The sequence below is a fragment of the Mycolicibacterium grossiae genome (assembly GCF_008329645.1).
GTDB classification, from domain to species: Bacteria; Actinomycetota; Actinomycetes; order Mycobacteriales; family Mycobacteriaceae; genus Mycobacterium; species Mycobacterium grossiae.
This window is the reverse complement of the sequence record NZ_CP043474.1, coordinates 2,304,462-2,325,965: the sequence shown is the minus strand read 5'-3', so window position 1 is coordinate 2,325,965 and position 21,504 is coordinate 2,304,462. Positions and strand designations below refer to the sequence as shown.

Here is a 21,504-nt window from a genome sequence, read left to right as displayed (position 1 = left end):
TCAACTCGTTTTCGTCAGGTCGAAGGATGGTGTCCGTGCTCGACCGAGGTCGACATCGCGTCGGAAGACGCACATCGCAATGAGAATGGCCAGGATTGAACATCCGGGTTGTTCGATCGGCATCGGCGTCACGACGATCGCAATGCTCAAACCCGCCAATGTCACCGCCCCTGCGATCGCGAGGGTCGAACTGCGTCTTCGGGTTGCGACGGGCACGATGCAAGCCAGTAGCAGAACAACGAACGAAAGAAGTCCAAGCAATCCGACTTTGACGAAGAGCCAGTTGTAAGCATTGTGTGCGTACATCGTGCCTTCGACAGCCTGAAACTCTCCTCGTTTGCCACTCGCCGGCTTGTACCGTGTACCAAAACCGCCGCCGAACGCCAGGTGCTCCATGCCGGCTTGTGTGATGTAGGTGTTCTCGAGATCTCGATAATTCGCCGACACATCGGCTCGCTCGTTCGATTCGTCGAGACCGGCGACCACTCGATTGGCGTAGCCGGATATCTGCGTGTCGATCCAGTCGCGAGCACCCAGCACGGAACTGAAGCTCATGATGACGACCAGTAGAGGCACCGCAATCAGCGGAAGGACCACCAATCGTCTGGCCAACGTCGCGGCCTCGCCTTGGACGGCGGCGACGACCAACGTGAATACGACCGCGCCTGCGAGAGCGAGCAAGGTATTTCTGGAGAAGCTAAGGACGCTGATGACGAGTGCCGGCAACACGACGAAGAACCACCCGAAGGTGGTCAATCGCCCGACGAGGGAGAGGCCGACGCCTCCAAGCAGCACGGCTAGGGCGAGCGGGGTCGTCTGCGTCAGATAGCGCACCGCTTCGGATCCTCCGGCAAGCGCTCGACCGCCCGAGGCATAGAGTTCTGCTGTTTCAGTCCGACCCCACAACACGAAGCCGGTCGCCGAGGCATAAACCATCAGCAACGCGGAAGTACTCAGCACCCAGGCCAGGGTCTTGACGTAACGCTTCCAGTCATCGACTGCGATGAGCACCACCGCGATGAATGTCACGATCATCATCTCGGCGATGGACTTCGCGTCGTATTGGATGTCCCATACGGGATGGCCCCGCAGCACGGCTATAGCCAAGCCCATGAAGATGACGACCGAGAACACGACCGCGCATCTGACGACCGCGCGCTTCGTCAAGGTGCGAAGATCCGCGCTGTGAGCCCTTGCCAGGGAGAGGGCGTACAGAAACGAGGCGAAGATGAAGATCTCATAGAAGAAGACGAAGATCCCTCCGACACGAACACCGCGCGGAACCTCTGGCACGGAAGTCATGAAGAGGACGATCAACGTCGCGTGGACTATCCAAGCTCGATTCCGGACGACCAACATGCCGAAGAAGAAGCTTCCACCGACGATCGCCGGCAGCGACGGCGACAGTCCGTGCATCGTTGCGCTGAGACCGAAGACGACGGCGAATGTGGTGCCAATGAGCGACCATTCGCTACGTACGCGGACCGCCTGCGGCATCCCGACCACCGATGCGCGCAACGCACTGATCCTGTGGGATTCGAGGAACAACGGCCTTCCGGCTGCATCTCCCATCGCCGCACCTAATGCTCGCGCCGACGGCGTCCTGATCCGTCGGAAACAGGCACCTCGTTCGAAGAGTTCTCCACTCGTCGTCCATTGGACGAATGATCGTGCGGCTCGCCTCCAGTCGGGGGCGGCGCCACCCGCGGCGAACGAGTCATGTTCCCGAGGGCCACGATGAGTCCCGCGCCAGCAAGAACGCCGGTCAGCAGGCCCACAGCGAGGTAACGCTTCTGGCTTGGCCCGATCGGATAGAGCGGACCCTTCGCATACTCGATGACCCTGACGTTCACGAGCGGATTTGCACCCTCGGCATCCGTGGCCACCGCGATGAACGTGTTGCAGACGGCGTTGGCGAGGTCTGCCGATCTCTGGGACTGCAAGTCCGTGACGGATACCGTGATGATCACCGATTCTGCAGCCGCACTGGCCGAGATCCGTTGCTGCAGGTCCTGTGTGGGGATGTCGAGGTCTAGAGCGTTGATGGCGCCCTCTGCAACTCGCGCTCCCTTGATGAGATCCAGGTAAGCAGCAACGCGAGCCTGCGCAAACTGCGCCGCCTGATAACCCTCACCTGTGCCGGAGTCTGGCCGTCCCGCCACGAAAAGCTTGCATGACGACTGATACTCGGGCTCGACCACCTGCAACGAGATGAAAGCGCCCCCGAGTCCGAGCGTCGTGGTGATGACCAAGAGCCACCACCATCTCCGAAGTGCCGCAACATTCAGTGATGACACAGTTCTCCCCCGGCCTTCCTCAGAGACCTCACGCACGCTCCGCAGATTTGCCATGCCACGCCTTGATGGACGAAGCGAGTCGACCTGCCGCGATTCAGTGCGAATAGGTGCCGATCCCGCCACGGATGTACGCACGGCGATCGAACACCGCAAATCCCCCTCGCGAGCTTCCCCTCGTGCCCGGTCCCAACCGCGCACGAGAGCAGGTTATCGGATATTCGCCGATCCCTCAAAACTTTGCTCAGAAGGCCCTGTCCGTCTGCCGACCAGCCGCTCACGGCGCCCTCACGGCCTGGCGACCTGTCCCGGCTGTTTACCAGTGTCAGACCACAGCGATTGGAGGCGATCCTTGGTCACGGGTCCGATTAGCAGATTGAGTCCGAGGTATGCCACGACGGCACAGGAGAGTGCGAGCATCACGTTGGCAGCTTCGAGACCCACGACGACGGTCGAAGTAGCCGCAATGGGAACCAACAACCGCGCGGCGAACTTCAAGGGCGTCCGGTAGGTCGTCGTAACTCGCAATCGCCAGACGGCAACAACGAGGCCGATTACCTCGGTGACCAGCATGGCTACTCCCGCGCCGATCGCACCGTGACGCGGTGCCAGGATGACGTTCAATCCTATGTTGACGATGAGCGTCACAACGTTGAGCTTGAGTAAGAACACTTGGTCATGTGCCGCGAAGAGCGCTTGTCCGAGTACGCCTGTCAAGAACCCGATACAAGCCGCGATGAGCAAAAGCGCAAGTGTCGGTCCTCCACGGCTCACGAACTCCGTGGAACTCATGCCCCCGACGATGTCGGAGGCGCAGAAGGCACCAACGACAGCAATGGGAAGACCGAAGAACATCATCAGCTCAACGGTTCCAGCGGTGAAGGAACCGAATCTTCCCGCATCCTCGGCATGTAGCCGCGTCATCGCCGAGAGCGTTGACGTCCCCAGAAAACCGGGCAGCACCGAGATGGTGAAGGCAAGCGAGTAGGCGAGCCCATACACCCCGACCTCGGCGGGACTGCTCATCAGACTCAGGATCACTCCATCGATGCGCCAATAGAGCACTCCAATGATCAGTACGGCCGTCTGCGGAAGGCTTTCACGAAGCAGAGCCCAGCTCTCACGTCGATTGAAGATCGGTCTGCAGTGGACGATTCGCGATGCCGCTACCGATTGAATGGCGAGCACGGCGAGTGGCGGCGCCAACTGCACGACGGCGAACCAAACGAGGTCGGCCTGCTGATGGACCAACACGAGGGTGATCCCCAGAGCGGCCACTCTGCTCGTGAAATCGGCAGCGGCTACCGCCTTGAAGCGAACCGTCGCGATGAAAACGGGCTGAAAGCAGCTCGAAATCGTCGTGGCCAGTAGCCCACTCGATACGATGACGATCATGGTTACCACGTCGCCGTCGTGTCGGTAGACCACTGCGCCGGTGGCCGCCGAAACGAGGAATAGAGGCAGGGAGTAGGTCAGTGACATCCCAGCATTGATTCGTACGAGGCGCTCGAGCGAGCCGCTTCCGGATGCGACCCTCCGAACGATCACCGAACCGATGCCCAGCTCCGTAAGACTCGTCCACAGCGCCACGAAGACGACCGCCGTGGTGAGTTCTCCGTACTCCGCTGGGCCGAGGTAGCGGGTCGTCGCAGTGATCGTGACGACGTTGACCAACATGCCTACGACGCGGAAGACGAGCTGCTGGCCGAATGCTGCGGCCATGATTCGTTTCGACGAGTTCCTACTCATGTCTAACGGGTCGCCAGAATTGGTAAGGCGTCCCTTGCGTGCGCTCATTCGATCTCGGAGGCTTCGTTGTCCGCCGAGTCGGCGGGACGACTGCGAGTTCGACGCCGACACTTCATCGCGTGGTGGGGAAGGTTGCGAATACGTCAGCGATGTCTTGCCTGGGCTGCCGGTTCTCGTCGTAGAGGCCGTACATGCTTTCGGTATCTGTGCCAGTGTCGTAGATGGTCCAGGCAAGACCGCCGACACACCTCGGGTCGTGTTCGATGAGAGCCTTGACCTCTTGGTAGGCCGCTGCGCGTTCGACGACCGTCGCCGTCATGTTGGCGCCAAATTCTCCGATGAGAAGCTGCTTGTTCGCAGCCCAATCCGACGCATACAGCGCGTCCGCTTCGGCCGGCGTACTCGCTCGGTAGGCGTGGACGTCGACGAAATCGGACAACGCATCGGTTTCGGGACTTCCGTGCAGCCAACTGGCCGCGTCGTACTTGTAGAGGCCTCGCGAATGAGTGATTGCCTTGTCGGTAACCTCGCGCACTACTTCTCCAAGTCTGCGGACCGTGTAAAGCCACGATTCGGATTGGTGAAACGCCACTCCGCCTTGAATCCGCGAGGCTGCGGGTGATTCGTTCGTGATGTCGACGCCTACCACCCCTTCGTATCGAGCAAGCAATCCGGCCCAGTCCCGGTAGATGTCCTCGGCCATTGGCAACGGGGTTTCGCCCCAGTGCCGCAAGTCCCCGCCGCACGGATAGACCAGCAACCCCGCGCCGCTGCAATGATCCAGGAACTGCTGCCACCGCGACAGATAGAGATCGCGGCTGATGACGTTCGAGGTTACGGCATGCGTGTTACCAATGAGACGAACGCAATTCGCTCCGACCGCGACCGCGTCGTCCAACTCGTTCCGAATCCGCCCCTCCCAATCCCAGCGCTGCCACAGACCAGTCCACGCGCTGTCGCCGCGGAAGTCTTCTACGGCAGGTCCGAGACAAACCCCACGGATACGGTCACCCGAGCCGATGGCCAGTTTCCGCGGACCATCGCTAGTAGCGACCGTCGGCCCGCCCGAGCGGATGACGTCCTGCTCCGCCGGGCCGCTGCAGGCAGAGCCGACCGATGCGGCTGCGATGGCAAGGAGCGCTTGCCGCCGATTCATCCCGACCACGCTCCATATCGCCGCATCGCGACCAATGGGCAGGCCAGCACGGTCGCCCCAACACCGACACGCACGATCACTGCGATCCCCCCGAGTCCCCACTCACCGCCAGCGTTGCCAGTTCAGCGTCACGCGGACTTATTAGACTCTACCCGGGCCTGGCTACGATCGGGAAGTTGCCGCGTTACCAGGTCAATAACACCGGATACGCAACGCGGAATGTCGGCGACTGAGCTAGACTCGCGCCAGGGGTGAAGGTTGCTGTATGCCTTGACGCTTCTTCGCGCCATGCTGACAAGTGGGGGCTTGGTCATGTTCGCTTCGTGTAATCACTCGTCTCGCGGGGCACGCGAAGCCCTGTCGACTGAGGATAGATAGTGCGCGTCCTGTGGTTGTCGCCGTGGCTACGACCGATTGCGCGCAATTGCGCAGATGGCCTGAGGGCACATGGCGTCGACGTCATGCTCGTGACGGCCAATCTGCACCCTGAGTCCGACGGGTTGCGTCCATACGAGACGGTCTTGTGTGGCCGGCCGGTACCGACTGTCGATTGGGTCAACATCGCGCGCGCTTATCGGGCCGCAAGTCGTTTCAAACCTGATGTCGTTGTGACGGAACTCCTTCGAGATCCACGATGGCGCATCTTCGGCGGCCTCGCACCACGCATCGAACTCCTTCACGACGACCGCCCACACGATGAGACCCACCGTGAACCGTGGTGGATTCGATCGTTTGAAGCGTGGAACGCGCGATCCGCCGCAACGGTCGTCTATAGCGAATACGTTGCGCATCGCGTTCGTCAGCGCTTGCGCCGGCCCGTCCACGTAGCGCCGCTCGTGACCGACCTCGACGCCACTCACCTTCCGGGCTTCGTTCCGGGCGCGAAGCGACAGAACTTCGTCCTGGTTGGCCGCCAACGTCCTTACAAGAACCACGCCGTCGTCTTCGCGGCATGGGAGGCGCACGTCCGCGGCTCATTCTGGCGCGGTGACCAACTCGTACTGTTCGGCACCGGAGAGGTCGCAGTCCCCCTTCCCGCGCATACGCGATGGAGGAACGAGGACTTTCGGTACCGCGACGTCACGGCAACGCTCGCGAGCGCCAAAGGTTCCGTCGTGCACTGCCGGACGGCGTCCCAAAGCGGCGTACAGCTCGTTTCCATGCAGCTAGGAGTGCCGCCGATAGTGTCCACCGCCGGAGGTCTTCCCGAGTACCAACCTCCCCAATGCAGTGTCACTGACGTCGATGACGTCACCGGGCTTTGCGCGGCATTCGACTCATTGGCCGAACCGGCCGAAGTCGAGAGGCAAGGTAGAGCAGCGCTCGCCCACTACACCGAACACTTCGACGTCTCGGTCGCAGTTCGTCGCCTCATCGACATCTTCGAGGACGTTGTGGCGAGCGCTAGGGCGGTAACATCGACACCCGACGCCGGTGCCTGAACGTCGCGCGCTGTGGGCTTCCACGAAGGCACGCGGCGGTATCGCTCGCTTCGTCACCACGGTCGCCGAGACCCCTCTCTGGGACGAATGGAATGTGCGGCTCGTAGTAACCCACACCAACGGCAATGCCTTCGTACGACTGGGGTACTTCATCAAGGGCGGGACACTCTTCTTGGTCGAGGTCCTCTTGCGCCGGCCAGCCGTCGTTCACGTCCACAGCGCCGCATATGGAAGTTTCGTGCGGAAAGCCTTACTGACCTGGGTGTCAAGGCTCTTTCACATCCCCGTCGTCTTCCACATGCACGGTGCCGATCTCCATCTCTTCCACGACGAGGCTCCTCGGTTGATGCAGACGTTCATCCGGCGGACACTGGAGTCTGCAGCAGCAGTCGTCGCTCTGGGTAGTGCTTGGGCCGTTCGGTTGCGCGCAATCGCTCCAGCGGCTTCAATCGTGGTGATCCCGAATTCCGTTCCGCTCAAGACATCCGTTGATCAATTCGCCTCAGGCGACGTACAAGTGACATTCCTCGGGGAGATCGGTGACCGAAAGGGAACCTTTATCCTCATCGAAGCGTGGCGTGCGGTGGCGAGAGCCAATGCCGAACGATCAGCCTCCGCCCGGTTGATCATCGCCGGCGATGGAGACGTACAGCGTGCCCGAGACTTGGTCACTGAATATGGCTTGACGGATTCGGTCCTCGTAGAGGGCTGGAAGCCATCCGCGGAGGTCGAAGAACTCCTGGCCCGAACGAAGGTTCTCGTGTTGCCATCGCGGGACGAGGGTCAGCCGATGGCCATACTCGAGGCGATGTCGCGTGGGATCGCCGTCGTCTCCACCCCGGTCGGTGGCATCCCCGAAATGCTGCAGGGCGAAGCCGGCATCTTGGTTAGTCCGGACGACCCAGTCGCACTGGGCGCCGCATTGAACGGCCTGATCGACGATGCACCACTGCGCGCTCGCATCGGTCAGGCAGCGCACACACGCGTAGGACGGGACTTCGAGGTTGCGGCCGTCTCGACACGCTTCGATGATCTTTACCGCGCCGTGACCGGGTACTCACCATGATTGGACAGAGCCCTCAACTCGGTGACTAGTCGTTCGACATACGCTTCGCAAGAATGTCGTTCAGCCGCCAGTGTCGCTGCAGCCTGGCCTAGCCGTTCAGATTCTTCCGGATTTTCGATGATCTCGAGGAGAACGGCTCTCATGTCGTCAGCGTCGCCAGGCCGCACGCATCGAACGGCAGGATCTTCGATGTAGTCGCGGAGGCCAACGGTGGATGTCACCACCGTGGGACGACCACATGCGAGTGCCTCCATCAGTGCCTGAACACCGGCTGCATACGCATTCGGATACAGACTCACTACCACCACATCGGCGTCTCGATAAAGCTGCACGAGTTCCCGCCACGTGTGAAATCGGCGCTCCATGTTGCGTGGCATGGTCATCGGGAACGCTTCCGCCAGCACCCGGGTGTCCGCGGAGTATCCGCTGATGCGGACATCCACGTCGAGGTCTTCCGTTGCGGTCGCCAGTGTCGCGTAATCCCGGCTTTCGAGACCCACACTGGCGATCAAAGGTCGACTCTTCGCAGCAGTTGACGGTCCTGGCGAGAAGAAGAGTGTATCGGTCTGATCCCACATGCAGATCGTGCGCGGTCCACCGTTCTTGACGAGCGTTCCGAGCACCTCGGCCTGGCGAGAGCACACCGTCGTGAACAGGGCGACTCGACTCCGGCCACGAAAGGCAAGAAGGGCCATGCGCTTCTTCGTGGTGTCTACGCGGTGAGCCATGACGGCAACGTGGCAACGTCGACTACGCGCCCCGCAGAGGAGCGCGACAATCAGTCCCACGTCCTCACCCGTGCAGAAGATGACGTCGCCAGGGCGGACCTCACGCCTGAGCCGACGAGCGATCGACCACCAGAGCGGCTTGGTGCGCGTCATTCGTGCCAACACCGCGTCGAGGCGAGCCGGGGTGACGTTCGTGCCGTCATGCACTTGAGCACGCAGGCGCAGAGCCAAATCATGCATCGAGTGACGTGGATTCTCGCCGGCGGACGCGCCGCGCGCTTTCTCGCCAAGCGCACTCGGTCGATTGAGAACGACGTGAAACATCTAGTCCTCCACTTCGTTCGTCAATCTGCAGGCGACGGTGCCGTCATGACGGCTGGGGACCGGGCAAGCCGAGCATCGCTCGACTGAGGACGGTAGCTCGCCGTCGACGACGTGATGCAATTGCTCGAAGCAGATCCCATGACAGCTGCATCCAGACGTACGGCAGAGACGTGCGCGAATGCCGCCAACAGAATCGGAGCCTGTTGCGGTTGTAGTAATACTCCGACAGGACGGAGCCCTCGCCATGGTCATTCGTGCCGATCGACGCACCGACCTTGTGGCGGATCACCGCTGCAGGAGCGTAGGACAGCTGAAAGATGGATCGAGCGCGATACGCCCAATCGAGTTCCTCCCAGTAAAGGAAGTAGTCCTCGGACATCATTCCGACGGTCTCGATCATCCGCCGACTCACCAGTGCGGCGGCACCATTGATGAAATCGAGACGAGACAGGACGTGGTCCGCGGACAAGGGGTCGGTTGCCGGCCGCCCTGCGCCGATCGTTTCAGCGAGGCCCTTCCGCGGGACGAAGGATCCCCCAGCCTGACACTGGATGACGTCACTTCTTTCGTAATAGCGCAATGTCGCACCGACTATTCCGATGCGATCGTCGTCCCGGAGAACCGCCCACGCTTCGGTGAGCGCTGACTCCTCGACGACGACGTCATTGTTCAGAATCCATACTGCGACCACACTCGGGTCCTCAAGCGCAAATCTCATCGCAAGGTTGTTGCCGGCGGCGTATCCCCCGTTTCGCTCGCTGCGTACGAGATTGACGGTACCCGCTAGATCGTTTCCGGAACGCCCCACATCGTGTGGAGTCCATTCCTTGAAGGCGAACGTTGGGTGTGAGGTCGAGATCGTCGCGCCCCATCCTCGGATACGTTCAACTGAGTCGTCGCGAGAGGCGTTGTCGCAGATGATGACACTGAGGCAAGGATGGGTCGAACGCAGGAGACTTTCGACGCAGGTAATGGTGTCCTCGGCTCCGTTCCAATTCAGCACGACCGCCGCCACATGGGGGGTTGCCGTCGAATGCTGGACCCCAGTCACCGACTCCTCGGCTGTGACGGTCGCTTCGCCGGCGACGTGCGTCATTCGTCGAGGACGCAATCTGGGTCGATATCCCACTCGGGATGCGCCGAGTAGGTTTTCTCACACCACTCCTGCCCATTCGGGCTCTGCTTCCATTTGCGCGTGGCTTCTGCGTCAGCAGTGCGGACCGCCTCAGCGCTCGGGGACGTGTTTCCTGCGGAGAATCCGGGCGCTTTCCCGCTGGCCGACGATTTGTAACAGCTCAGATTCAGCCCCAAAACCGGTGGGCTCTCGACTTGTCCGCGGGCGTCGCGAGTGGAGACCCGTGTCGTGCTCACGACGTAGCACTGGTCCTGCGGGACTCTGTCACCCATCATCGTGACGACGACCGGCTTCATCTGGCTCTGCCAGACGATCCCTTTGGCATCCCCGAAGGTCTTCCCGACGACGTCCGGCGTATCCGCAGAAGCGACACCGGACCCGCCCCAAAGCGCAGCTGCGATCATCACCATCGTCGCGTTCAAGACCACGACCCCTTTGTTCATTTCGTATCCCCCTTCATGACGTCATTTCCCGCCTGTCGATAGCGCCGTCGTCGATCCTCGTATGGTTGGTCCGTGCGCTCAGCGCCATGGCGCCTCGCGTCCAACCGCTCGTCGAGCACCTGCTGCCGTGAGATGCTGATTGTCGAAATAGAACAGCCTCTCCTCGAACCGATATCTGCATCCGTCGACGCTGCAGAGATTCGTCCACGGGTCGAACAGCGAAACGCCGTCATGCCGTGCAGCGACGCGTTCGAGAATCTGCCGGCTCGTGTCGCGTTCGACATCCGCGACCGCTGCGATTCCGTCGTCAGCAGGAGCGCGGAGTAACGACTGGATATCCGCGCGAAGTGGTAGCGCCTCTCCGATCACTCGCGCGTAGGGGTCGAAGGTGAAGGCGGGGACATCCTGGACCAGGACTACACGTCGGCCCAGGGCTGTCAATCGCCGCACTGTCGCTTCGAGCGCCGCTTCCAAACCCATGACGGATCCGGCGGAGGTGGTGACGAGTTCCTGCTCGAGCGACCAACGCGACGCAAGGACGACCACCCGAATGCTCTGATCGTTCTCGACGGCTTCGAAAGCTCCCGCTTGGTAGTCAAGGCACTCATCGACGAAGTGAGGCAGGTCCGAGACCAGGTTGGCGTATCCCCACTGGGCTGTGCAAAGCGACTTCGTCGACTGTCGGAAGCCCATCCCATGTTGTGAGGCAAGCGCTTCGAAGCCGGGTGCAATGGAAGCTGCGTGGCTGTCACCGATGATGGTGACGGACGCCTGACCAGGCGTCGCCGTGGAGCACTGCCGGGGATCAACAGTGATATCGCCGTTCCGGAGAAGACAGGGGTCGTCCTGCGTTCGGCGCGCGTCCTCGGCTGCTTGACGCGCAGAAGGATCGAGTCGAGAAGGGAAGCCATTCTGGTGGTAGAAGAGTGTGCCCACTGCCGCCATCACCAACATTGCCGCGCAGTAGCGCCCAACCGTTCGACCATTCGTCGATCGGCGCTGTCGAAAGGGCTGCTCGATGAGACGCCACGACACAACCGCCAATCCGAAGGACGTCGCGGCAAGTACGGCCGGATGTACGGAGTGTTCGGCATCAAGCACGCGAGCGAGGTAGAAGACCGGCCAGTGCCAGAGGTACCAGGAATACGACACCTTCCCAACGAACACGGTGACCGGATTGGCCAGGAAACCCCGATTGAGCAGGCTCGTCGGAGAGGCGATGATGAGCACGGTACCCACCGTCGGCAGGAGCGCAAGCACGCCGGGAAAGCCGAAGGCCGGTTCGTACGCGACGAAGGCCAAGCCAATCAAGACCGTCCCACCGCAGGCGACGACTCGCTGCACACCGATGCCGAGGCGGCGCTCCGTTGTGATACTCGAAATGGCAAGCAGAGCACCGATACTCAGCTCCCAGAATCGTGTAGGTAGGAGATAGAAAGCGGCCTGGGCGTTCAGCTGAACCAGGACAATGGATGCACCGAACGAGATCGCCGTTACGACCGCGAGCCCGACGAATGGCCGGATCCTGATGACCTTCGTCATGAGGATGGCCAAGAGGGGGAGGAGGATGTAGAACTGCTCTTCCACGCCCAGCGACCACGTATGAAGCAAGGGCTTCATGTCGGCCGCTGGAGCGAAGTAATCGCCGCCGAGGTAGAACAGCACGTTCGACGCCCCCGCGATTGCTGCCACGCTTTCCTTGCCGAGTTCGCGGAGTTCATCGGGCGTGAGCACGAACCAACCGATGACGAAGAATGCGCCGATCAGCGTCAGTAGCGCAGGAAGCAAGCGCCGGAGACGTCGCGCGTAGAACGCCAGATAGCTGAAGCTACCACCAGCAGACTGCCGAAATACCTGAGCGCCAATGAGGTAACCGGAGATGACGAAGAAGACATCAACGCCCATGAAGCCACCCGGTAGACCGCTGAAGCCAGCGTGAAACACGACGACGGCCGTGACGGCAACGGCGCGCAAGCCGTCGATGTCAGCTCGGTATGGGAGGACATCATCAATCTTGATGCCCTCGGTGGCACCGACGGGCGAAGTGTGCGTCTGCAGCATTGGACTGGTCGTTCACCCGGAGGCGTTCGCCGGGAGGAGGTCCTCGCGGCTACGGCGTTCCGTCGCCAAACCCGACGCTCCCAAAATGGCCGATTCGTCCAGCTGCTCCACCTCGGCCACGCTCGCCAACGCCCGGCGGCGAAGGAATCCGGCGATCTCGCACTGGTGATCGTCGACGTGTTCCTTCCGGCTCGATCGCCGCGGCGTCACGACTGGTGAGATGCCCATGTCGAGCAGGTTCATGATCGTGCCGACGCCGGCGTGGGTCAGGACTACGTCCGCACCGCGGCTGGCTTCTGCGAACTCGGTCGAACTCAGCTGCGACACAGTCGTTCCCGGAAGGTCAGTGCGTTTCGTGGCTCCGAGCTGCCACACCGTCCTGTCATCGGCGAGTCCAGTCGACATGACTGCATCGACCATGGCATCGAATCGGTACGGCTGGATCGTCCCCAGCGTGACGAACAGCTTGGGTCGGTCAACCGGGGCCTTGGCCACGGAGGCGAATGAGTCGAAGAGCGAACGACGGTACGTCCACGACCCCTTCGCCCAGTGCTCGTACTGGCAGAACCGGGTGATACCCGGGTCGAGGCCGGCGAGCTTGCCGCTCAGCGACGGCCCGTTCACACGGGACACGCTCTCGTAGTAGAAGGACGGGACACCTTGCAGGCGCGCGGCAGCGAGGCCGACGACCCCGAGAGCTGCACCCGTCGTCACGGCGGCAGAGAACTCCTCGGCCGCCCAGTCGATCTCCTTCCGCATCCGCAGGAAGGCCTTCGCCGACCCCGCCGCATCACGCGGCGCGACGTACGGATGGAAGAGGACCCTCCGGTTTCGCAACACCGACGCACTGTGAAGGGATTCGCAGGTCACCCAGAGCGAGTCGGCGTCCGATCCGATGACCTTCGACCACCGCTCGAGTTCTGCGAGGTGCCCTCCGGTCGACGCGACCAAGAGGTGGCGCCCCGGCGCCGGATCGCCGGCGACGACGCTGCTCCGAGTCTCACGCGTTCGCGCGCGACCAACCATTGACTTCCCCCACCGATAACTGGCCGCGGCTTGTGTCCCCCACCCGCCGCGATTTGCCAGACGAACTGATAGTAGCGCCTGACTCGGACATGCGCATTGCTGAAACTCGAATTCGGGAGCGCCGAGTGCCGCCAGAGGCGCCACGTTGCGCCCTACATTCATCGACGGTCCCGCGCGGCATACCCGCTCGGCGGCTCGTCCGCCCGCCTCCTTCGGGCACAACGCTAAGGGACTGCAAGGGGGCAGGAATCGGGGGAACCCCTAGGAGTTTCCTGGACGTGCGACTTGGGCTACGGGCGGGGAACGTAAATTACCGGCACAACGTGCTTTTTCACTCTTCGATCGGTCGCAGCGCAATGCAAACCACTGCGGCCGCGTTCAGCCGCTGGCAAGCTTGGCGCGCCAGGAGCGACAGTCCGCACGACGAGCCGCGCCATCCACGACCTACTCGCGCTTCAGCGGCAGCGGCAGTGAGCGGCTGCCGCGACCCTCAGAGCACTACCGGACAGACCTTCGGTACGAAGTTTGCTACAACTGGTACAACGCTCGGCACAGATCTTCGCCAGATATTGACGGTCACGACGAGAGTCGCGGGCCCGAGGCGCTCCCCTCGCCCCCACGTACCCTCGACCTCGCCATGAGAACGCTCCGCAGCATCACCACCGTCCTCGGCGTCGTCGCGCTCATCGCGGCCGTAGCGCTGCTCGTCGCGCGGTACGTCCCAGTCGTCAATCACCCGTCGATGATGGTGTCGCTCGCAGCACCGTTGGCGACCGCCGCAGCGCCAATCGCATTGCTGCTCAGCCTCATTGCGCGGCGTCGCGCCCTCACCGCACTCGCGGCGATCACCACCATCACGGCCGCCGCAGTGGCGGCACCGGGCTTCGTGGCGGCCACGGCCCCGCCAGGCACGTCGCTTCGCGTCATGTCGCTCAACATGAAGTACGGCGGCGCGGACGCGCGCGAGGCGGTCGCACTCGCCCGGGACGGCGTCGACGTCCTGACCGTCCAGGAGATGACGCCCGAGGCCGTGACCGCGCTGTCAGCGGCCGGTATCGACGAGCTGCTGCCCCATCGCTACCTCGACCCGCGCCCCGAGGCGAACGGCGTCGGCCTGTGGAGCCGGTACCCGTTGACGGACCAGCAGCCCATTACCGACTTCCGGCTCCCCGCCGTCTCGGCACGGCTCGAGATCCCGGGCGTCGCAACACGACCCGTCGTCGCCTCGGTACACCTCAGCCCGCCGTGGCCGATGCCGGTCGAGGAGTGGCGCCACGACGTGGCCCGCCTGCCGGCGACCCTCACTCGCCTCGCGGACACCGCGCGCGGCAACGCCGTTCTGGTAGCCGGCGACTTCAATTCCACGACGGACATGGCGCAGTTCCGGAACGCTCTGCCGGGTGACTACCACGACGCTGCCAACCAGGCGGGCGAACCGTTCCGCCTGACCTACCCCGCGGACAGTTATCGACCGGTCATCGCGATCGACCACGTCCTGACCCACGGAGCCGTCGCGACCGGCGTCGAGACGGCCCGCATCCCCGGCACCGATCACATGGCGGTGGTCGCCGACGTCACGATCCCGGCGCAGCGCTAGTCGACCGGCACGTCCAGGATGGGTCGCGGATCCTTGGCGCCGGGCCCGTCGAAGTGCCACCACTCACCGGAGTAGACGGTCAGTCCGCCGGCGGCCATCGCCTCACGCAGCGCCGCGCGGTTCTGGATCTGTTCCGGGCTCAACCCGTCCGTCGCCAGCGCCAGACTGCGCGGCGTGAAGTCGTCGAAGTCGGTGCCCATGTCGAGCAGCCATCCGTAGTGGCCGTCGGCGACCGTCACGTCGACCGACCGCCCGGACTCGTGGCTGCGGGCGAACTCCGAGGGGCGCGCAACCCAGTTGGGATTCGGCACCTTCTCGAACATCCGCACCTGCACGTCGTGCGGTCGGTAGCAGTCCCAGAAGACGAGCACGCGGCCCTGCGCCCGCAACCGTTCGGCGGCGACGGCGAGTCCGGGAGCAAGGGATTCGTGGACCAGGCAGCGGGCGCCCGCCGGATAGAGCGCCTCACCGACGAAGTTGTTCGTGGTCGCGTAGCGCAGGTCGATGCGGGCGTCGGGCACCGCCGTACGCACGTCCACCAGCCCCGCCGCCTGGGCGCGGGGAGACACCGGAGGAACGTCGGCAGCGGCCGGGTGAGACGTCATCAGCATCAGGATCGCAGCGGAAAACGCCGCGAGCGTGCACATTCGTCTACGCGACACGGAATGTCGGCGACGGATGTGCACGCTCGCGGTCGAGGAGATCAGGCCTCTTCGGTGAAGTTACGGGTGACCTGCGGGTCGACCGGAATGCCCGGGCCGGTGGTGGTCGAGACGGTGACCTTCTTCAGGTAGCGGCCCTTCGACGACGACGGCTTGGCACGCAGGATCTCGTCCAGTGCGGCACCGTAGTTCTCGGCCAGCGACTTCTCGTCGAACGACGCCTTGCCGATGACGAAGTGCAGGTTGGCCTGCTTGTCGACGCGGAAGTTGATCTTGCCGCCCTTGATGTCGGACACGGCCTTCGCCACGTCCGGGGTGACCGTGCCGGTCTTCGGGTTCGGCATCAGGCCGCGCGGGCCCAGCACGCGCGCGATGCGGCCGACCTTCGCCATCTGGTCCGGCGTCGCGATCGCGGCGTCGAAGTCCAGCCAACCGCCCTGGATGCGCTCGATCAGGTCGTCGCTGCCCACGGCATCCGCGCCGGCCGCCTCGGCGGCCTCGGCCTTGTCACCGACCGCGAACACCACGACGCGGGCGGTCTTGCCGGTCCCGTGCGGCAGATTGACGGTGCCGCGCACCATCTGATCGGCCTTGCGGGGGTCGACACCGAGGCGGATCGCGACCTCGACGGTCGCATCCTGCTTCTTGCTGGACGTCTCCTTCGCCAGGCGCGCGGCCTCGAGCGGCGTGTACAGGTTCTCCCGGTCCACCTTCTCGGCGGCTTCGCGGTATGCCTTGCTGGTCTTGCTCATGTGGTTCTTCCAATCACTTTCGTTGGAGTCGTGGTTCGCGGGCCGGAGCTGGCCCTCCCACGCCTTCGGTGTGTTGACGACCGCCACAGGGGCGGTCGACGAGTCATTCGACCGTGATGCCCATGGACCGAGCAGTGCCCGCGATGATCTTCGCGGCCTGATCGATGTCGTTGGCGTTCAGGTCTTCCTTCTTGGTCTCGGCGATCTCGCGCACCTGGTCCCAGGTCACCTTGGCGACCTTGGTCTTGTGCGGCTCACCGGAACCCTTCTGCACGCCGGCGGCCTTGAGCAGCAGCTTGGCGGCGGGCGGGGTCTTCAGCGCGAAGGTGAACGTGCGGTCCTCGTAGACGGTGATCTCCACGGGGATGACGTTTCCGCGCTGCGACTCCGTCGCGGCGTTGTACGCCTTGCAGAATTCCATGATGTTGACGCCGTGCTGGCCGAGCGCAGGGCCGACCGGCGGGGCGGGGTTGGCCTGCCCGGCCTGGATCTGCAGCTTGATCAGCCCGGCGACCTTCTTCTTCGGGGGCATGGGAGTGGTGTTTCCTTACTTGCGGTTTCGGGGCGCGGGTGGCGCCCGCTCCTACTAGCCGGAGTCCGGCTAAATCTTGGCGACCTGCGTGAAGGTCAGTTCGACCGGCGTCTCGCGACCGAAGATCGACACCAGCACCTTGAGCTTCTGCTGCTCGGCGTTGACCTCGCTGATCGACGCGGGCAGCGTGGCGAACGGACCGTCCATGACGGTGACCGACTCGCCGACCTCGAAGTCGACGAGGATCTCGGGCCGCTCGAACGTGGCCTCCGACGACGCTGCGGACGCGGCGGCAGCAGCGGCCTTGCCGGGCTTCTTCGCCGCGGCAGGCGGCAGCAGGAACTTCACCACGTCGTCGAGCGACAGCGGGGACGGGCGCGACGTCGCGCCGACGAAGCCCGTCACGCCGGGCGTGTTCCGCACGGCGCCCCACGACTCGTCGTTCAGTTCCATGCGGACCAGGATGTAGCCCGGCAGCACCTTGCGATTGACCTGCTTGCGCTGGCCGTTCTTGATCTCGGTGACCTCTTCGGTGGGCACCTCGACCTGGAAGATGTAGTCGCCGACGTCCAGGTTCTGCACGCGGGTCTCGAGGTTCGCCTTCACCTTGTTCTCGTAACCGGCGTACGAGTGGATGACGTACCAGTCACCGGGCCGACGTCGCAGGTCCTTCTTGAGCGCGACGGCGGGGTCCTCGTCCTCGGGCTCCTCGGCCGGGGCATCCGCGGCATCCGTCTCCTCGACCGCAGCGGCGACGTCCTCGACGTCGGCAGCGGGTTCGACGGCGTCGGCGGTGGGCTGCTCGAGCTGCTCCGCCGCCGTGCTGGCGACGACCGTCGTCGGATCGGCCGACTCGACGCGCGCGTCGGAGATCTCCTGCGGCGACTGGTCGACGCCGTAACCCGTCGGCGTCCCGTCGTCGAAACTCGTCACATCAATCCTCTCAGTGCAGCTCGTCAGTAGTGCCGGTCAGCCGAACACCAGGGTGATGAGCTTGGCGAAGCCATAGTCGACTCCACCGATCAGCGCCACCATGAATGCCAGGAACACCAGCACCACGGTCGTGTAGCTGACCATCTGCTTGCGGTTGGGCCAGATCACCTTGCGCAGCTCGGCGACGACCTGCTTCAAGTAGTTGAAGACGAAGGCGAAGGGGTTGCGGCTCGGGCCGTCCTTCTTGGCGGTCTTGGGCTTCTTGCCGTCGCCGTTCTTGACCACCTCGGCGTCGGTGGCGACGGCCGTCGCGGTCGTCCCCTCACGCCGCGTCCGCTTGCCCGTCGGCCGCTGCGGCTTGGTCACCACGGCGGCGTCGCCGCCGGTGTCACCGTGTCCGTTGTCGGAGCCGTCGCCTGCGGAGCCGGCACCGTCGCGCTCGTCGCTCACCGCATGCCTTTCGTCTGGTTCGTCGTGCGGTCACTTTCCAGTGTCCACACTTGTCGAGTATTCAGTTGAGCAGGGGCGACAGGACTTGAACCTGCAACCTGCGGTTTTGGAGACCGCTGCTCTGCCAATTGAGCTACGCCCCTTCGGGGACGACACGGCGGGCAATCCTGCCAGGTCACCCCAGGGGCTCACATGATTCGCGCGCTCTCCGAGCGGTCGATACGCAACCGACGGACAGCGCGCTGAATCGGGGTGAACCCCGAGGACCGAGTGTACATCGGCCCACGTGAGACTTACTAATCCGTCGCGTGGCCCGTCGACACCTCGACGCCGTCGATCTCCTCGTCGTCGTGCTTGACCGGTTTGCGCACGACCTGGCCCGTTTCCGGGTCCCATCCGGCGGAGATCGAGTTGTCGCCCTCGTGGCCCATCAGCGTGGTGAAGGCTTCCATGACCACCTCGCCATTGGCGTCGGTGCAGACGTTGCGCGTGGTCACGATGTCGGCGCCGAACCGCTCGTCGACCGACTCGATGTGCATGGTGCCGTTGAGCGCATCGCCGACCTTGATCGGGCGGTGGAACAGGAACTTCTGATCCACCTGCACGATCTGCATGGTCTCGAAGCCCACGTCGACGTGTTGGAAGAAGTGGTTCTGGATCATGACCGCGAAGATCGCTGCGAAGGTGAGCGGCGCGATCAAGGCGTCGTGGCCGAGTTCGGCGGCCGCGTCCTCGTCGATCGAGCCCGGATGCGCGGACTTCACGGCCTTTGCGTACTGCCGCACCTGCTCGCGTCCCACGACGAACGCGTCGGGGTACTTCCAGACCATCCCGCGGATGTCGGTCTTCAGTGCCATGGTTACGCCAACTTCGCCGTGGCGACGGCGCGGCCGAAGATCTTCTTCCCCCCGGTCGTGGCGGACAGCGCGATGACGACCGACTTGTCCTCGGGATTGACCGACTTCACGCGACCGGAGAACACGATCTCCGCACCGATGCCGTCATTGGGGACGGGGACGACCGCGGTGAAGCGGACGTTGTACTCCGTCACCGCCGCGGGATCGCCGACCCAGGACGTCACGTAGCCACCGCCGAGGCCCATGGTCAGCATGCCGTGCGCGATTGCGGTGTCGAGGCCGACCTGCTTGGCGATGTCGTCGTCCCAGTGGATGGGGTTGAGGTCGCCGGAGACGCCGGCGTAGTTGACCAGGTCGCCGCGCGTCAGCGGAATGGTCTTCTCGGGGAGCTGATCCCCTACCTTCACGGTGTCGAACTCACGCAGTGCCATCGTCGAAACCCTCGTCTCCCATTTCACCCGTTCGACCCGCCAGGGTCGTATAACTCTCCTGCACGACGTCACCGGCCTGATTGGTGACGACGTTCTTGGTCACGATGAGGTCGGTGCCGTGCGCTTGCCGAACGGAATCGACGTACACGTCGCAGTACAACTTGTCCCCGGCGAAGATGGGCCGGACGAACTTGAGCGACTGGTCGACCTGGACGATCTTGGCGTCCTTGATGCCGATGTTGGCGTGCTCGAAGAACGCCGTCTGCGCCATGTAGCCGAAGATCGAGATGAACGTCAGCGGCGCGGGGATCGAGCCGTGCCCCAGCGCGCCCGCCACGTCGTTGTCCTGGAAGACCGCATCGTCGTTCTTGACGGCGATCGCGTACTCGCGGATCTTCTCGCGGCCGACCTCATAGTGGTCGGGGTAGCGGAAGTGCTTTCCGACGATGTTCGACGACAGAGCCACAGCTAGCGAACCTAACCTTTCACCCCCGGGCCGTGCCCACGGGGTGACGCGTCAGCGCGATTCCTTGTGCGGCTGGTGGTGTCCGCAGTTCGGGCAGAACTTCTTGATCTCGAGGCGATCGGGATCGTTGCGCCGGTTCTTCTTGGTGATGTAGTTGCGGTGCTTGCACACCTCGCAGGCCAAGGTGATCTTGGGCCGTACGTCAGTACTCGAGGCCACGTTGGTCGTCCTTCGTTGAAGATCGCTGTTGGGAGTAGCGGTGGGGGGGCTCGATCCCCCGACCTCACGATTATGAGTCGTGCGCTCTAACCAGCTGAGCTACACCGCCCCGGGATCCGGGTAGCGCGCCACCCGTCCACCGAGCCCCCTAACGGAATCGAACCGTTGACCTTTTCCTTACCATGGAAACGCTCTGCCGACTGAGCTAAGGGGGCCGTGCCCCGGCCTCGGACGACGTCCGCTGCATGGGCATTGAAGAGGGTACAGTCTCGGCGTTTCACGCGCCAAACCGCTGCTCAGTAGCGCTGGTGAGGGGCACTTCGCGATCATCGGCGACCGCCGCGCCGCCACGGCCGACGCCCACCATAGGGTGAGCACATGGGCTCCTCCGACGCCGATGACCGCCTCTACTTCCGGCAGCTGCTGTCCGGCCGGGACTACGCCGCCGGCGATCCGATCGCGCAGCAGATGCGCAACTTCTCCTACCTCATCGGCGACCGGCAGACCGGCGACACCCTGGTGGTCGACCCGGCATACGCCGCGGGCGACCTCGCCGACATCGCCGAGTCCGACGGGATGCGTCTGGCCGGCGTCCTCGTCACCCATCACCATCCCGATCACGTCGGCGGCTCGATGATGGGCTTCGAGCTGAAGGGGCTCGCCGAACTGCTCGAGCGGACGAGCCTGCCGGTCCACGTCAACGCCCACGAGGCGGACTGGGTCTCCCGCATCACCGGCATCGCGCCGTCCGAACTCACCGAGCACCAGCACGGCGACCGCGTCGCCGTCGGTGGCGTCGAGATCGAACTGCTGCACACGCCGGGCCACACCCCGGGCAGCCAGTGCTTCCTCCTCGACGGCCGCCTCATCGCCGGGGACACGCTGTTCCTCGAGGGCTGCGGGCGTACCGACTTCCCCGGCGGCAACGTCGACGACATGTTCCGCAGCCTGCAGGCGCTCGCCACGTTGCCCGGCGATCCGACGGTGTTCCCGGGCCACTGGTACTCGGCCGAACCCAGTGCTCCACTGTCCGATGTGCGGCAGACGAACTACGTCTACCGGGCCAGCAGCCTGGAACAGTGGCGCGCGGTCATGGGCGGTTGACGGGCCGTCACACGGGTGTGGAAATAGCGCATCGGCGCAGGCCCTGCGCTATCGTCCCCATTCGCAGCGCCCTCTCA

The 21,504-nt window shown here is 63.7% G+C and carries 22 protein-coding genes and 3 tRNA genes; 4 read left to right on the top strand and 21 right to left on the bottom strand.

Annotated features, from left to right (window positions below; all coding sequences use genetic code 11):
- From FZ046_RS11085 to FZ046_RS11070, 4 genes are all read right to left on the bottom strand, one after another.
- On the bottom strand, positions 1–1,572 hold the full coding sequence (locus FZ046_RS11085) for an O-antigen ligase family protein (RefSeq protein WP_125939659.1): 1,572 nt from the start codon (positions 1,570–1,572) through the stop codon (positions 1–3).
- Positions 1,573–1,580: 8 nt separating this feature from the next.
- The gene (locus FZ046_RS11080; protein WP_170292424.1) at positions 1,581–2,252 is read right to left on the bottom strand and encodes a YveK family protein; all 672 of its coding nucleotides are present in this window, start codon (positions 2,250–2,252) and stop codon (positions 1,581–1,583) included.
- Between the two features lie 330 nt (positions 2,253–2,582).
- On the bottom strand, positions 2,583–4,016 hold the full coding sequence (locus tag FZ046_RS11075) for a flippase (protein ID WP_246182964.1): 1,434 nt from the start codon (positions 4,014–4,016) through the stop codon (positions 2,583–2,585).
- 139 nt (positions 4,017–4,155) lie between these two features.
- A complete protein-coding gene (locus FZ046_RS11070; RefSeq protein WP_125939658.1) occupies positions 4,156–5,199 on the bottom strand; it encodes a glycoside hydrolase family 5 protein in 1,044 nt (347 codons plus the stop codon).
- Positions 5,200–5,576: 377 nt separating this feature from the next.
- Between FZ046_RS11070 and FZ046_RS11065 the strand changes: the two genes are divergently transcribed.
- Positions 5,577–6,641 (top strand): glycosyltransferase family 4 protein, encoded by a 1,065-nt coding sequence (locus FZ046_RS11065; protein WP_070351340.1) that lies wholly within the window; start codon positions 5,577–5,579, stop codon positions 6,639–6,641.
- On the top strand, positions 6,634–7,707 hold the full coding sequence (locus FZ046_RS11060; protein WP_070351339.1) for a glycosyltransferase family 4 protein: 1,074 nt from the start codon (positions 6,634–6,636) through the stop codon (positions 7,705–7,707). Before FZ046_RS11065 ends, FZ046_RS11060 begins: the two co-directional genes overlap by 8 nt.
- On the opposite strand, the gene FZ046_RS11055 is transcribed toward FZ046_RS11060, so the two are convergent.
- From FZ046_RS11055 to FZ046_RS11035, 5 genes are all read right to left on the bottom strand, one after another.
- Entirely contained in the window at positions 7,677–8,759 is a 1,083-nt protein-coding gene (locus tag FZ046_RS11055) for a glycosyltransferase family 4 protein (RefSeq protein WP_083297967.1), read from the bottom strand. The genes FZ046_RS11060 and FZ046_RS11055 overlap by 31 nt on opposite strands.
- 43 nt (positions 8,760–8,802) lie before the next feature.
- Positions 8,803–9,855, bottom strand: a complete 1,053-nt coding sequence (locus FZ046_RS11050) for a glycosyltransferase family 2 protein (RefSeq protein WP_083297966.1) — start codon at positions 9,853–9,855, stop codon at positions 8,803–8,805.
- Entirely contained in the window at positions 9,852–10,337 is a 486-nt protein-coding gene (locus FZ046_RS11045) for a hypothetical protein (RefSeq protein WP_070351338.1), read from the bottom strand. Before FZ046_RS11045 ends, FZ046_RS11050 begins: the two co-directional genes overlap by 4 nt.
- A 78-nt stretch (positions 10,338–10,415) precedes the next feature.
- The gene (locus tag FZ046_RS11040) at positions 10,416–12,398 is read right to left on the bottom strand and encodes an acyltransferase family protein (RefSeq protein ID WP_070351337.1); all 1,983 of its coding nucleotides are present in this window, start codon (positions 12,396–12,398) and stop codon (positions 10,416–10,418) included.
- Positions 12,399–12,410: 12 nt separating this feature from the next.
- Entirely contained in the window at positions 12,411–13,349 is a 939-nt protein-coding gene (locus FZ046_RS11035) for a glycosyltransferase (protein ID WP_070351336.1), read from the bottom strand.
- Positions 13,350–14,061: 712 nt separating this feature from the next.
- Here FZ046_RS11035 and FZ046_RS11030 point away from each other — a divergent pair.
- Complete coding sequence (locus FZ046_RS11030; protein ID WP_070351335.1) at positions 14,062–15,021, top strand: endonuclease/exonuclease/phosphatase family protein; 960 nt, start codon at positions 14,062–14,064, stop codon at positions 15,019–15,021.
- Here FZ046_RS11030 and FZ046_RS11025 read toward each other — a convergent pair.
- The 12 genes from FZ046_RS11025 to FZ046_RS10970 form a co-directional block, all read right to left on the bottom strand.
- Positions 15,018–15,632, bottom strand: coding sequence for a M15 family metallopeptidase (locus FZ046_RS11025; protein ID WP_246183028.1), 615 nt, complete (start codon positions 15,630–15,632; stop codon positions 15,018–15,020). The two genes, FZ046_RS11030 and FZ046_RS11025, sit on opposite strands and share 4 nt — an antisense overlap.
- 92 nt (positions 15,633–15,724) lie before the next feature.
- Positions 15,725–16,435 carry a 50S ribosomal protein L1 gene (gene rplA / locus FZ046_RS11020; RefSeq protein ID WP_070351377.1) on the bottom strand — a complete coding sequence of 237 codons (711 nt, stop codon included), beginning with the start codon at positions 16,433–16,435 and terminating at the stop codon, positions 15,725–15,727.
- A gap of 103 nt (positions 16,436–16,538) precedes the next feature.
- Positions 16,539–16,967, bottom strand: a complete 429-nt coding sequence (rplK, locus tag FZ046_RS11015; protein ID WP_043405614.1) for a 50S ribosomal protein L11 — start codon at positions 16,965–16,967, stop codon at positions 16,539–16,541.
- A gap of 69 nt (positions 16,968–17,036) precedes the next feature.
- Positions 17,037–17,900, bottom strand: coding sequence for a transcription termination/antitermination protein NusG (nusG, locus tag FZ046_RS11010; protein ID WP_083297964.1), 864 nt, complete (start codon positions 17,898–17,900; stop codon positions 17,037–17,039).
- A 36-nt stretch (positions 17,901–17,936) separates the two neighbouring features.
- Positions 17,937–18,350, bottom strand: a complete 414-nt coding sequence (gene secE / locus FZ046_RS11005; RefSeq protein WP_070351333.1) for a preprotein translocase subunit SecE — start codon at positions 18,348–18,350, stop codon at positions 17,937–17,939.
- Between the two features lie 70 nt (positions 18,351–18,420).
- Positions 18,421–18,493 (bottom strand) — tRNA-Trp (locus tag FZ046_RS11000).
- Between the two features lie 153 nt (positions 18,494–18,646).
- Positions 18,647–19,207, bottom strand: a complete 561-nt coding sequence (gene hadC / locus FZ046_RS10995; RefSeq protein ID WP_070351332.1) for a (3R)-hydroxyacyl-ACP dehydratase subunit HadC — start codon at positions 19,205–19,207, stop codon at positions 18,647–18,649.
- Positions 19,208–19,209: 2 nt separating this feature from the next.
- Positions 19,210–19,638 (bottom strand): (3R)-hydroxyacyl-ACP dehydratase subunit HadB, encoded by a 429-nt coding sequence (gene hadB, locus FZ046_RS10990; RefSeq protein ID WP_070351331.1) that lies wholly within the window; start codon positions 19,636–19,638, stop codon positions 19,210–19,212.
- Entirely contained in the window at positions 19,625–20,104 is a 480-nt protein-coding gene (gene hadA / locus FZ046_RS10985; protein WP_070351330.1) for a (3R)-hydroxyacyl-ACP dehydratase subunit HadA, read from the bottom strand. Before hadA ends, hadB begins: the two co-directional genes overlap by 14 nt.
- A 51-nt stretch (positions 20,105–20,155) precedes the next feature.
- Positions 20,156–20,323 (bottom strand): 50S ribosomal protein L33, encoded by a 168-nt coding sequence (gene rpmG / locus FZ046_RS10980; protein ID WP_023985310.1) that lies wholly within the window; start codon positions 20,321–20,323, stop codon positions 20,156–20,158.
- Positions 20,324–20,358: 35 nt separating this feature from the next.
- Positions 20,359–20,432, bottom strand: a tRNA-Met gene (locus tag FZ046_RS10975).
- 33 nt (positions 20,433–20,465) lie between these two features.
- Positions 20,466–20,538, bottom strand: a tRNA-Thr gene (locus FZ046_RS10970).
- Between the two features lie 163 nt (positions 20,539–20,701).
- On the opposite strand from FZ046_RS10970, the gene FZ046_RS10965 reads away from it, so the two are divergent.
- The gene (locus FZ046_RS10965; protein ID WP_070351329.1) at positions 20,702–21,427 is read left to right on the top strand and encodes an MBL fold metallo-hydrolase; all 726 of its coding nucleotides are present in this window, start codon (positions 20,702–20,704) and stop codon (positions 21,425–21,427) included.
- The last annotated feature ends 77 nt before the right edge of the window (positions 21,428–21,504 follow it).

What these genes read in the sequence shown, in the direction of transcription:
- FZ046_RS11085 (WP_125939659.1), bottom strand. Translation starts at nt 1,572, where the DNA reads ATGGGAGATGCAGCCGGAAGGCCGTTGTTCCTCGAATCCCACAGGATC.
- FZ046_RS11075 (WP_246182964.1), bottom strand. Translation starts at nt 4,016, where the DNA reads ATGGCCGCAGCATTCGGCCAGCAGCTCGTCTTCCGCGTCGTAGGCATG.
- FZ046_RS11070 (WP_125939658.1), bottom strand. Translation starts at nt 5,199, where the DNA reads ATGAATCGGCGGCAAGCGCTCCTTGCCATCGCAGCCGCATCGGTCGGC.
- FZ046_RS11055 (WP_083297967.1), bottom strand. Translation starts at nt 8,759, where the DNA reads ATGTTTCACGTCGTTCTCAATCGACCGAGTGCGCTTGGCGAGAAAGCG.
- FZ046_RS11050 (WP_083297966.1), bottom strand. Translation starts at nt 9,855, where the DNA reads ATGACGCACGTCGCCGGCGAAGCGACCGTCACAGCCGAGGAGTCGGTG.
- FZ046_RS11045 (WP_070351338.1), bottom strand. Translation starts at nt 10,337, where the DNA reads ATGAACAAAGGGGTCGTGGTCTTGAACGCGACGATGGTGATGATCGCA.
- FZ046_RS11040 (WP_070351337.1), bottom strand. Translation starts at nt 12,398, where the DNA reads ATGCTGCAGACGCACACTTCGCCCGTCGGTGCCACCGAGGGCATCAAG.
- FZ046_RS11030 (WP_070351335.1), top strand. Translation starts at nt 14,062, where the DNA reads ATGAGAACGCTCCGCAGCATCACCACCGTCCTCGGCGTCGTCGCGCTC.
- FZ046_RS11025 (WP_246183028.1), bottom strand. Translation starts at nt 15,632, where the DNA reads ATGCTGATGACGTCTCACCCGGCCGCTGCCGACGTTCCTCCGGTGTCT.
- rplA (WP_070351377.1), bottom strand. Translation starts at nt 16,435, where the DNA reads ATGAGCAAGACCAGCAAGGCATACCGCGAAGCCGCCGAGAAGGTGGAC.
- rplK (WP_043405614.1), bottom strand. Translation starts at nt 16,967, where the DNA reads ATGCCCCCGAAGAAGAAGGTCGCCGGGCTGATCAAGCTGCAGATCCAG.
- hadC (WP_070351332.1), bottom strand. Translation starts at nt 19,207, where the DNA reads ATGGCACTGAAGACCGACATCCGCGGGATGGTCTGGAAGTACCCCGAC.
- hadB (WP_070351331.1), bottom strand. Translation starts at nt 19,638, where the DNA reads ATGGCACTGCGTGAGTTCGACACCGTGAAGGTAGGGGATCAGCTCCCC.
- FZ046_RS10965 (WP_070351329.1), top strand. Translation starts at nt 20,702, where the DNA reads ATGGGCTCCTCCGACGCCGATGACCGCCTCTACTTCCGGCAGCTGCTG.